This is a genomic window from Spirulina sp. 06S082 (assembly GCF_034932145.1).
Taxonomy (GTDB): Bacteria; Cyanobacteriota; Cyanobacteriia; order Cyanobacteriales; family Spirulinaceae; genus CCY15215.
Genome location: NZ_JAYGHV010000169.1, coordinates 1 through 12,402 on the forward strand (window position 1 = coordinate 1; position 12,402 = coordinate 12,402).

Here is a 12,402-nt window from a genome sequence, read left to right on the forward strand (position 1 = left end):
TTTCCAACTTTCGACGGAACAAACCCCTGGACGCATGAATTTAATCGATTTGGGACGATACCACGCCCTGATTGATTATGCCCACAATCCTGCCGGATATGAAGCTCTAGGAGGGTTTGTCAAAAATTGGCAGGGAGAGCGTTTGGGAGTCATTGGCGGACCTGGCGATCGCCGAGATGAAGATTTAATTTTATTGGGTAAACTATCGGCGCAGATGTTCGATCGCATCATTATTAAGGAAGATAACGACAAGCGCGGCCGAGATACGGGGGTAGTGGCAGATTTAATCGTCAAGGGTATTCGGGAGGAAAAATCCGATGCTTGCTATGAAACTATTTTGGACGAGAAGGAAGCCATTCGCGTGGGCTTAGAACGGGTAGTTGATGGCGGTTTAGTGGTGATTACCCCAGAAAGCGTCGGCGGCGCGATCGCCATTTTAGAAGACTGTAAAGCTAAAATTTCCTCTTAGGAATTTCTGGCAGTGTTTTCTCGCTTTGGAGTTTTCCCGGTAGTGGCTGCATTATTGCGGCCACTAACTGTCAAAACATTTTCTCTCGCAGGTATTCTCAAAAATCGTAGAATAATCGGGTAAAATAGCCCTCATCTCCCTGTAAGCGTTAATTTCATGACCTACAACCTGAGAATTGCCGATTTGCCCGAAAGTGAACGCCCGAGGGAAAGACTGCTGGCGATCGGGGCAAAAAATCTCTCTACGGCTGAATTGCTTGCCATTTTATTAGGCACGGGTCAGGGTCCAGGAAAGCTGTCTGCGGTGGGTTTAGGTCATCATATTTTGCAAACCTTGGGACGACATCAACGAGATCCTCTCGATATTATTAGAGAGGTTTCTCCACAAGAATTAATGGCAATTGATGGGGTGGGACCGGCGAAAGCAACAGCAATTTTAGCGGCGATCGAATTGGGAAAACGCGCTTTTCAACTGCGACCCGCCCCTAAAGCCCTTATAGACTCCCCTCAAGTGGCGGTAGATGCCCTCAGCCACGATTTGATGTGGCAATTGCAAGAACGCTTTGCAGTTCTGTTAATGGATACAAAAAATCACTTATTAGGAACTCAAGTGATTAGCATTGGCACCGCAACAGAAACGATCGCCAATCCTCCTGATATTTTCCGAGAAGTCATCCGACAAGGTGCAACGCGGTTTATTATTGCTCACAATCATCCTTCTGGGTCTATCGAACCTTCGGGAGACGATCTGAGTTTAACAGAAAAGTTATTACAAGCCGCACAGCTTTTAAATCTACCTTTATTAGATCATTTAATTTTAGGAAATGGTGACTCTAGCAGCCTGCGACAGAAAACTGATCTCTGGAATCGCTACCCTCAAGGGGAGTGAGCCAAAAGAAACGGGAAATTTCTTAATCTTAATTTACATTACTCCTTTACATATTAAGAACTTGCCCAAATTGACATAATTGGGTAAATTATGGCAAAGTAGGAAAATTCATGATTTAACTGGAGTTGTAACAAATGTTCGGGCAGTTTGCAAAAAACAACTTGGGAAGCGCAGGGACAGATCCGACTTTAGCGATCGCCCCCGAATCTCTACTCGCGCGATCGGAACTACAAGATACACTTCCCCTTAATTCTCCCTCAAGTTCGAGTAATCCTCCACCTCCCCCGAACAACATTGCCCCCGAAAATCTACGCTTTGGTTTAAATCGCAGTAAATACAGCCTCTCCGATACGCTACAGGTTACATCGGGTTGGGTCTATGATGGCGATGGCGGCGATGACCTTGCTTCTGTGAACTTCGAGTTAATCGAGAATGGAAATTCTCTCGGTATGGTGGGAAATGGAACGAACTTTACGACTGCAACTTGGAACGATCGCTGGGCAAGTTTTAACTTTCAACTGGATTTAAACAGTTTGTCTCTCACAGGAGGAACTTATCAAGTTATCGGACAAGCAAGAGATAATTTAGGCGCAACCAGTAATCTTTTTCAACGCAGTTTTTTAATTGAATCGCCACAAACCAATAACGCCCCAAAAAGTCTACAATTTAACTTATCTCAAGGGACTTATCAAGCTACCGATACTCTACAAATTAAATCGGGATGGGTCAATGATAAAGATGGTGCCAGCGAATTAACAAATGTTGTTTTTAGCTTATGGAAAAATGGCAGCGAAATTGATTCTCAATCCCTCAATACTTTAAGTCCTGCCACTTGGGACGATCGCTGGGCAAATTTTAGTTACGATTACGATATTGCCAATTTGGGATTAGATGCAGGAGATTATACCCTACGAGGTATTGCTTATGACCAATGGCAAGCAAATAGTAATACCTTCGAGAAAGCATTTAAAATTGCCAGTTCAACCCCCATTAATCAACAACCTAAATCTTTACAATTCCGTCTTGACAAAAGTAATTATAGTGTTTCCGATTCTGTTATTTTAAAACAGGGTTGGGTGATGGACGAAGATGGTGCAAGCGACTTAGATAAAATAAGTTTGAGTTTATGGAAAGATGGCAATAAAGTCAGAGATATTGGTGAGATTACTAACTTAACTCCGGCAACTTGGAGCGATCGCTGGGCAAGTTTTACAGAAACTTATACCCTCAATAGTTGGGGAATTGGAAGCGGTGACTATACCTTACAAGCGACTGCTTACGATCTGGGTGGACTTGCCAGCGACCAGTTTGAGCGTACTTTTTCTATCGATCCCGTTGCGATCGACTTGAAAGCAAATTCTTTTGATATTACCAGTAATAGCACCAATTCGGGAACGAGTGTCACTGCGAATTTCCAATTACAAAATACAGGCAATAGCGATGTTGGTGCCTTCCGCGTCGGCTTTTATCTCTCCACTGATGAGACGATTACAGTTAACGATAAACTCCTCAACTTCCTTGATATTAGCACTTTGGGGGCGCAAGAATTAACATCAACTTTAAGTCAAGTTCTTAATCTACCGGAAAGTGACGATCCTTTCTGGCAAGGAAATGGGAATTATTATATAGGGATTATTGTGGACGATCTCAATGCGATCGCGGAAGGAGATGAAAATAATAACGCCCGTTTTGATGTTGTTGATATTAACATTAACCAACCCAGTCGAGACTTACGAGGAGAATCTTTCTCTTTAAATGCTTCTACTTTTAATGCAGGAGATAGTTTTGACTATACTTGGGAAATTAAAAATGTTGGCACGGAACGGTTAGAAAATATAAAAATAGGCTTTTATATTTCTTCTGATAGTACGATTACGACAGACGATCGTTTATTCCGATGGAGTAGTTTAAGCGGACTCAGTGCTGGTCAATCATGGGGAACAACAAGTTTAGGCGCAAAGTTGCCTGACAAATTCAGCAGTGATGCTTGGATTCATGGAAGTGGAACATATTATATCGGCATGATTGTTGACTACGAAAATACGATCGGAGAAGACATTGAAAGCAATAATTCTAGTCGAGGTATTGGTATTGATTTAGCAGAAATTCAAGTTGATAATACTGGGATTTTTAACACCACTGGAAACAATGATATTGATTCTCTCTTGAATGAAGGTCGCCGTTATTGGGAAGGTGGTGCGGGAAGTTCAAGCCCCAATACAATTACCTATAGTTTCTATCAAAATTCTTCAGGTGCATACTATGGTGGCGAGGAGAATGTTTCTGAAGTAGATGCAGATATTAAAAACAATGTCCGCGAAATTCTGAGCAATATTTCCAAATTTGTAAACCTTGACTTCCAAGAAGTAGCAGACAACAGCAATAGTTACGGAGTCATGCGTTTTATGTTCTCCACCAGTGCAGATTATGCTTATGCTTATTTACCTGGATCGAGTGAAGTTGAGGGAGATGTTTTCCTCAACCCTAATGTCGATCGCAATACAAGTAACTGGTTTGGTAAAGGGTTTGGCAGTCATGGTTATAATTCCCTTATTCACGAAATTGGTCATGCCCTTGGCTTAAAACATCCAGGGAACTATAATGGCAGTGCACCCAGTCCTTTCCTGGATGGCGCTCAAGATAATAACGCTAATACAGTAATGAGTTATAACTTTACAGGAGCAAAACCTATTACGGCAATGTCCTACGATATTCGTAACTTGCAATATTTGTATGGTGCAAAAGATTTCAACAATGGCAATACAACTTATACCTTTAACGAGGTAGATAATTACTCTATTGGCGGTCAATCTTTTGGCAGTACAACTGATAAAATCAAACAAACAGTTTGGGATAGCGGTGGACTTGATATTTTTGATGCCTCTAACCTCTCTCTCAATCAAACTTATCGTTTTGATTTGCGAGAAGGAGGACTAATTACCACGCAATCATCTTATGATTCTATTAACTATTCAGATGTCGGAGGACGAGGAAATTTCTCCACTAGCGATGAAGGTACCGCGATCGCCTTTGGCACCGCGATCGAAAATCTGATTACTTCTCGCAGCAACGATTATGTTATTGCCAATACTGCCAACAATCTGTTTAGCGGTTATAACAAAGGGAATAATTGGGGAGATGATATATTTGAGCTTACCGATAGTGCCGATCTTTTGGACTTAAGTAGCTACGGATTGGCAGATTTAAGCGAAAATATGATGGGCAACGATCTCAAACTTAACTTGGGGACTGATGGCTCTATTACCTTCAAAAATTATTTCAGTACAAATGATTCTATTCGCACCAAAATTGGCACTCAATCCTACATTTATAATCAAGTTTCTGGCTGGCAAATTGCTTAATGAATTACCAACTTTTCTAGCAGAAACCATCCTCCCGAAAAATTGCGCCATCCCCAAACAGAAATTTCCCTTTCATTCTGGCAATGCTGCAATTTTTCGTTGACTTCTGGACGAGTCGTAATGAGTTGCCAAATTTGCTTTTTTTCTGCGCGATCGCCTAGTCGAATGCGATAACTATTCTCGCCAATTTTGCGAAATGTACCGCGAAAATATTCCCCCATTTCCCTTTCACTAGAAAAGGCAGAACTGCACGCACATATCCCTTCTTTGCTATATTCTTCAGGACGATCCAAATAATAGCGCTGCCATTGTAACCATTCGGGATGATTGGGGGGTAAATTTAACAAAGGAATAACTGCATGATTATTGGTTAATAATGCTTCTTGTAAGTCTCTAATGGGCAATTCTCGCGGCTGACAGTTTGATTCTATACATAATGCTGCTGCCATTCCTGCTGCTTGTCCGATCGCCATAACCATCGGTTGCAATCGGGTTGAACCGTTGGCAATATGGGAGACGGAAATGTTTTTTTCGCAAACAATAAATCCATCGGTTGCAACAGGAATTAAAGTATCATAAGGGATTGTAAAAGGCGTTCCTGTCCAGCGTCCTCCCCATGGCATTGATTTGGGTTGTAGATTGAACTTAACTCCGGGGTAATGGTGATCGTTGGCATAATTTCCCACGGCGATCGCATTCACTTCTCCCTGGGAATTGCGGGGTAATGCCGCAGTATTTCCCCCAGACATGGGCAAGATATCGGCTTCTATGATGGTTTCTAGCCCCTGCAAGCGGCGACTTTCTCGGAAATAGGGCATTAGGGCGAAAGCACCATCGGAGGGGCTAGGAAAGGCATTTTGAGCCAATCCATAGCGCTTATCGATACGGGTTTGAATAAAATGGGCAAATCCTAAACTATATTCTTTTGCTTCTTTGAGAAACTCATTTTTCTCTTCTTTCGATCCAATTAAACGATTTAAGTTTTCGCCGTAATCATTGCCTTTTTGCGGCCAATTGAGCATAAATAGATCGTTGGGAAAACGTCCATAATTGAGGAATTTTTGTTTTCCATATCCTTTCCAAGCCCCGCTAAATTGTTGCGAGATATCCACAGCAGGGGCAGGAATTTCTGGGGCTTTGTGTCCGTAATCTTGTAGGAGAAAAACCCAGGTCGGAGACTGGACGGGATAGCGATCGCATAACTCATTATATGCTTCTGGCGCACTGGGTTCGTTAAATTCTGTTCGCAATTCCCAGCCCCACCGATGAGGAATTTCTCCTAATGCTAATAAATCCCCCAATTCTGTCCCATCGAGAGTAATTTTTGCCTCAATTTCATAGTCTTGAAAACGCACTCCGGTAATGCGATTCTCCTTTGGAGACACTTCGCGATCGCCTTCCTTCAAAACTTCTACTGGAGTCTGTCCCGATATCCACTGTAAATTCGGTAAATCCTTCACCCAGTCGGCGAAAATTTCCGCACCGATGCGAGGTTCGTAGGTAAATAAACTGACCCAACTGTGGTCTAAACCTCCCTTTTGACGCGATCGCAGTTCCTTTAAATATTCACCCCAAATTCCCGTTTGTAAGGAGATAAGTTCGCTGCCATCGGGTGCCGCAACCCCTGCTGCGGTTAGCATTCCCCCCAACCAACTAAACTCACTCACAATAATAGTTTGCACGCCGCGACGGGCGCATTGAATAGCGGCGGTACTTCCTCCCGTCCCTCCGCCAACTATGAGAACATCAGTGGTGAATTTTGTGAGCATGAGATTACAAAAAACTGAATAAGAAAATCTAGTTTACTTTGTTTTTAGATGCGATCCAAAAACTCCCGAATTCTCAATCCATCGAGGGGAATTGCTTGGGAGAAAGTATTGTGAATACACCCGCTCATCATCCTTCGGATAGATGAGGGGCTTCACTCTCCCATAACGTAGAGAGACTCAACGACTTGCACCGAGGCATCAATTTATACCGATCTTCTCGTACATTAAAAACATACATTGAAGGCAGGAGACGAGATCGAGTCGGCGATCGCCTCATCCCCTTCTAAAGCACTCTCTGCTTCCCCTCCTACCCATTCAGTTAGAGAAACTTCTCCTTCAAGGGGATCAGTTGGATTTAAAGGAATGCCTCCTCGTCCGACAATAACAAATTTACTGCCTTGGCGATCGAATTCTCTCGCTTCAGTCCGGTTACTCGGGCAACCTTGCCGCACTAAATTGGCGGGATCGATTAACTCCGTCGATAATTGATTTAATCCTTGAGTGGGATCGAACCCCAAGGTGGTAATATTCACGTTGCCATCCACACCAAACTGAGAACTGGCACTAATATCGCTTTCCGGGGTTAAATTGCGGAATTCTAAGCCAAAAATCCCTTGAGTGATAATGTTAATATTTCCCCCTCGTCCCGCGATCGCATTGGCAATAATATCGCTGTTCTCTTTCGGTACAGCCACGATAAAACCCGCCCTGATGTCAATATTACCGCCATTTCCCGTTCCGCCCGCTTCCGCAGAAATCGAACTATTGTGACGCATTAAGAGAATTCTGCCCACGGTTAAATCGATGTTTCCTCCTTCCCCAGAGGCGGTTTGAGCGCTCAATTTGCCTTGATTAAACAGTTCGAGGTTGTTTGAGGTCAAAATCGTTAAATTGCCTGCATTGCCCGTTCCCGTACTGCTGACTGTCACCTCCCCGCCATCACTAATGTGCAAGAATCCAGCATCAATTCGCAAATTTCCCGCCGTCCCCGCACCGTCTGAGTTCGCAAAAATACCGCTTGCAACAGTTCCATCTGCCGATCGCCCGGATATTTCCACCGACTCAGAAGCGCGAATAGCAATACTTCCCCCCAAACCATCCACCGTAGCCACCCCGATCCGCGAACCGTCGCGAATTGACAATCGTGTTGTATTAATGTTTAATCTTCCTGCATTACCGGAGCCTGGGGCATCCGCAGACATTAACGCACCATCCGAAAGAGAGATATCTGCGGCATCGATCCGCAAATTTCCCGCATTTCCAGAACCTAAAGAAGTGGTGCCTAAACCCGCTTTTCCTTGTAGATCGATGCGATCGGCCTGAACGATGATCGTCCCCCCATTTCCCGTACTTTCCTCTTCCGTCGAGGCGATAATTCCTGCACCATCCCGCAGGGTTAAATGACCGGTATTAATGATTAAATTACCTGCATTCGTGGCTCCGGTTGTCAGAGAAGTGATACCCACAGTTGTTGCTCGCAGCGCGTCTAGGGTACTTTGGCTAGGATTTGGGGTAAAAGCCCCAGGAGTATTACCGATGATGGCGATCGCCTCGGAAGCGTTAATGGTAATATTACCAATCTCGCCGATCGCCCCATTAAAAGGCTCTGTCACGATCGCAGTTATTTTTCCCGTTCCTGAATTCTGTAATTGTAGCCTTTGGGTATTAATAGTAATATCGCCAGCAGCCCCCAGATTGCTAGGAAAAGAAGCAATACCGGCTCCTTCCACCAGTTGCACAGATTCAGAGGCATTAATCTGCAAAGCGCCTCCTGGTCCTGTACTCTGGTTAAGAATCCCAAATCGGCCATCTTCTGTTAGATAGAGCGATCGCGCTGTAATGTTAATATTACCGCCACCGTCGGCGGTTTTGATGCTTTGAATTGTACTATTAGCAGCACGAACTTCCCTGGCTGAGAGATTGATATCGCCACCCAGAATGGTAATGGTTGCATTGGCGATCGCGATCGCGCCATCTCCATTGCGATCGCTGTCAGCAATGAGATTAACATCTAAACTATTGCTGGTGGTAATATTGCCCTGCAAAATAATATTATTAGTAGCAGAGAGAGTTAAAGCTGCATTACCGCCACTGATTTTGCTAATATTTGCACCAGCATTCTGAGTAATATCTCCCGCATCGGCAATAATCGTGACTCCTGTGCCTGCATTCAGTGCCGCGTTAATATTAGCAACATCCACGAGATTAGTGCCGATCGCCCCTCCTGTGGTTGCAATGGTAACGCTGGCTGGATCGATAAGCCAAGTTCCTCCCCTTCCGTTGATTGCTGACGCATTGGGGGTAGAAGTAAGCTCGATCGCCTGTTTCCCTGAAGTTTCGATAAATCCCCCGTTTCCTGAAATAACACCCCCTCTAGCGCTTAAATTGCCGCGAATAGTAGCAGTGCGATCGGCGTAAAGTATAATTTCCCCACCATCTCCAACTCGCAAACTATTCGCCTCGATCGCCGCATTTTCTGCCAACTCGATCTGCTGTGCGCGGGGTCTATTTCCTTGACCCTGGCGATCGCCACCGATGAATACATTTCCACCTCCTGTAACTGAAGAAACATCGATATGTGCATTATCCAGAAGAGAGATAGTATTGCCCAAAATTTCAATTGTTCCCCCCGGTGCCACGAGATTTCCTCGGTTGATGACGCGATCGCCAAATAAGGTCAAGCGCTGTCCCCTACCTACACTTAAATCCCCCTCATTGGTAATATCTCCAAGAGGGTTGCTGGGATATTGAATTCCAGGGGTAATCTTCAAAGCCATTAAAGGCGGCGTTTCTGGGTTATTGGCGCTGAAATTGTAGCCATTATCAAAGAGAATACCCTCAGAAGTTCCCGCCCAAAAAGAACCGTTAATATCGAGACGTGCTTTCTCTCCAAAATAGATGCCATTGGGATTAATAAAATATAAATTTGCGTTACCATTTACCCCTAATGTTCCCAAAATCTGGGAAATATTATTGCCAGTAACGCGAGTGAGAATATTATTAATATTATCGGGATTTGTGAAATAAACCTGCTGTCCTTCTGAGACGTTAAATTCGCTGAAACTATGAAATAGATTCTCTCCTCTAACTGCCCCGCCTGCAATTGAATCAAAGAATGACTGAGGGACAAACCGTGAATTTTCTGTCCCCAAAGTGCGATCGGGGACGATCTGGGATAAAGAAGGGAGGCTATAGAGGGAGCCGAGGAATGCGGCGATCGCAAGCCATATCGCGCTTCTCGTCAAACGAACAAAAAGACGTTTTTTGATATGTAAATTGAGTTTCTCTATGCTTGCCACAATTGCGAAAGGAATAAGAGAGGTATTTTCTCGTTCATCTTAAAATCTAATCTTACACTCAATCTGAATTTTCGCGAGCGATCGACATTGGGCGCATCTCAAAAAGCGAGTTAACGCCAGTCTCCTTGAATAGTAAACGCCGCCCATTTATAAGGAAACTCCCCATTTTTCCACATTTGCAACTGTGCCTCTCGCAGGGCGGCGATCGCATCCAAATCTTCCTTCAACATTTTCTCATAATAATCGGTCATTAAGTTAGCAGTTGCCGCGTCATTCACATTCCACAAACTCACTACGACCCGCTTTGCTCCTGCATACATAAAACCCCGCGTCAAACCTACTACTCCTTCCCCGCTAACCGCTTCCCCGATGCCCGTCTGACAAGCACTGAGAACCACCAACTCCGCATTAAGATCGAGATTGTAGATATCTTGCAACCGCAATAAACCATCTTGAGCCTTGCTCTTTTCGTCGTAAAGTGAGAAAACTAAGCCAGAACGCAAAGGATCGTCATTAATACAACCGTGAGTAGCGAGGTGCAGAATTTGATATTGAGAGAGATTGCTATTGAGAGCTTGAGAGCGGTTGGCAGAGAAACCGAGGGCAAGGAATTCTTGGTCATCGGGAACTAAAGCGAGGATGTTTTCGGCTTCGGCTTTAGTGTTGGGGAGGCGCTCGAAGTCACTGCAACCACTGCGACTGCTAAATAAACTGATTAGGGAATTTTCGGTGGGGGGTGGCGTTTCACCGGAAAGGCGCGGATCGCGGGTAGAGAAGACGGGATCCGCAAGGACGGCGATCTGTTTGGGTGCGAGGGTACGTTTTGCCCATTGACTGCGTTGTGCCTCGAGACTGGAGGCTGAGGAGAGGTTGATAATTTCGTGGTTTGCCAGTAGGGGCGCAACGCTTGCGCCCTCTATGCTTGCGCCCTCTATGCTTGCGCCCTCTATGCTTGCGCCCTCTATGCTTGCGCCCTCTATGCTTGCGCCCGTGCTTTGTGCCTCGACGCTTCTTTGATATGAGGAATTAGTTAGAAAATTATCTTGCTTATCGTCGATCCGCCAGGGATTGAAAATCCCTGTCTCATACAAGAAATCCATTGAAATGGATTGGGAGGACGTAAATTCACTTAAATTCTGATGGTTCAGTCCTCTTGAGAGGACTTTTTGTATGAGGCGGGGAATTCGATTCCCCGACGGATCGGAACTGAGAGAGTGATTGTTATTACGGGAATAATTATTGAATTTCCCTTGATTTCCAGAGGGATCGGAGACGATAGAGTTTAATGCGGTGGTTTGTCTCTTCTCCGAAACCCAAGGTAAAGCGGCAAACGGCAAACGGTTGAGTTTCCCGTCAGCGACGATCGCCAAACGTTGATTTTTCAGCTTATCCGCAACAGGAGACAGAAGCATTTTCGCGAGTTCTGTCCCTTCGCTGAGAGGGTTGCGGTTTTCGGCTTGCAGGGCGGTGATATAGAGTTCTGTAGCGGCTTCTATTTCCTGACGGGCTGGGAGTTCGTAGGCGGTAAACTCGGTTTTGCTGACGGCGAAGAGATAGCTGCGTTGTTCTCCGAGGGCGTATTCTAGGAGGAGGATGTCATCGTCAAGAATGTTTGCCTGGATTTCTGACAGGGTGAGGGGTTGAGGATATTTTAAGTTGGCGTAGGCGGGGTTCTCCCGGCGAATTTGGGCTTCGAGGGTTTGCAAATCGTCGAGAATTGTCTCGATCTTGCTTTTGATGGCTTCCAGATCGGCATTAGCATAACCCTTGGGGTTCTGGAGCAATTGCACGCGCTGTTGTTCGGCGGTACTGAGTGCCTGGTTGAGGCGTTTTTCTTCAGCGAGGAGGGCGGAGGGAAGGTCGGCTTTGAGGTCGAATTGTGCTTCGGTGAGAATTTCGGTGAGGGTGCGGGCGCGAGAACTTTCGCTGGCTTGGAAGGCGCGGGCATCGTAGCCTTTATTAGGGTTTTGGCGATGCAGTTCCATCAAGAGGTCGAGATAGAACTGGTAATAGCCTTGGACAGAAGCGAAGTAGGTTTGACGGAGTTCGGTGGTGGGGGCTTTAGTGCGGAGGTCTTCGAGGATGGCGATGGATTTTTCCATCTGGGTGAGGGCGGTTTCAAGGTTGCCTTGGGAACTTTGAGTAGAGGCGATATTCCATAATGTGTTAGCTTCCCCCCCGCGATCGCCCACGGCTTGGCTGAGGGGCAAGGCGCGATCGTAGTATTCAAGAGCTTTCTGCTTTTCTCCTAGGGAGGAGTAGACAGCGCCAATATTGTTGAGGGTTTGGGCTTCTCCGCCGCGATCGCCCACCGCTTGTCGGAGGGGCAAGGCGCGTTCGTAGTATTCAAGGGCTTTCTGCTTTTCTCCTAGGTCGGAGTAGACACCGCCAATATTGTTGAGAGTGGTGCCTTCTCCCCCGCGATCGCCCACGGCTTGGCGGAGAGGCAAAGCGCGATCGTAGTATTCAAGGGCCTGCTGCTTTTCTCCTAGGAAGTTGTAGACAGCGCCAATATTGTTGAGGGTTGCGGCTTCCCCCTTGCGATCGCCCACTTCTTGGTAGAGAGGCAAGGCGCGTTCTAAGTATTCAAGGGCTTTCTGCTTTTCTCCTAGGGA

The 12,402-nt window shown here is 45.6% G+C and carries 6 protein-coding genes; 3 read left to right on the top strand and 3 right to left on the bottom strand.

What is annotated here, in order from left to right; genetic code table 11:
• From VB714_RS12605 to VB714_RS12615, 3 genes are all read left to right on the top strand, one after another.
• On the top strand, window positions 1–469 hold a 469-nt coding region (locus tag VB714_RS12605; protein WP_323224649.1), incomplete at its 5' end, for a glutamate ligase domain-containing protein.
• A 156-nt stretch (window positions 470–625) separates the two neighbouring features.
• A complete protein-coding gene (gene radC, locus VB714_RS12610; protein ID WP_204102120.1) occupies window positions 626–1,357 on the top strand; it encodes a RadC family protein in 732 nt (243 codons plus the stop codon).
• 134 nt (window positions 1,358–1,491) lie between these two features.
• Complete coding sequence (locus tag VB714_RS12615; protein ID WP_323224652.1) at window positions 1,492–4,719, top strand: CARDB domain-containing protein; 3,228 nt, start codon at window positions 1,492–1,494, stop codon at window positions 4,717–4,719.
• On the opposite strand, the gene VB714_RS12620 is transcribed toward VB714_RS12615, so the two are convergent.
• The 3 genes from VB714_RS12620 to VB714_RS12630 all read right to left on the bottom strand — a co-directional run.
• Complete coding sequence (locus VB714_RS12620; protein ID WP_323224654.1) at window positions 4,716–6,488, bottom strand: FAD-dependent oxidoreductase; 1,773 nt, start codon at window positions 6,486–6,488, stop codon at window positions 4,716–4,718. The genes VB714_RS12615 and VB714_RS12620 overlap by 4 nt on opposite strands.
• Before the next feature lie 224 nt (window positions 6,489–6,712).
• Complete coding sequence (locus VB714_RS12625; RefSeq protein ID WP_323224655.1) at window positions 6,713–9,787, bottom strand: filamentous hemagglutinin N-terminal domain-containing protein; 3,075 nt, start codon at window positions 9,785–9,787, stop codon at window positions 6,713–6,715.
• Window positions 9,788–9,897: 110 nt separating this feature from the next.
• The coding region (locus tag VB714_RS12630) for a CHAT domain-containing tetratricopeptide repeat protein (RefSeq protein ID WP_323224657.1) at window positions 9,898–12,402 on the bottom strand (2,505 nt) is incomplete at its 5' end.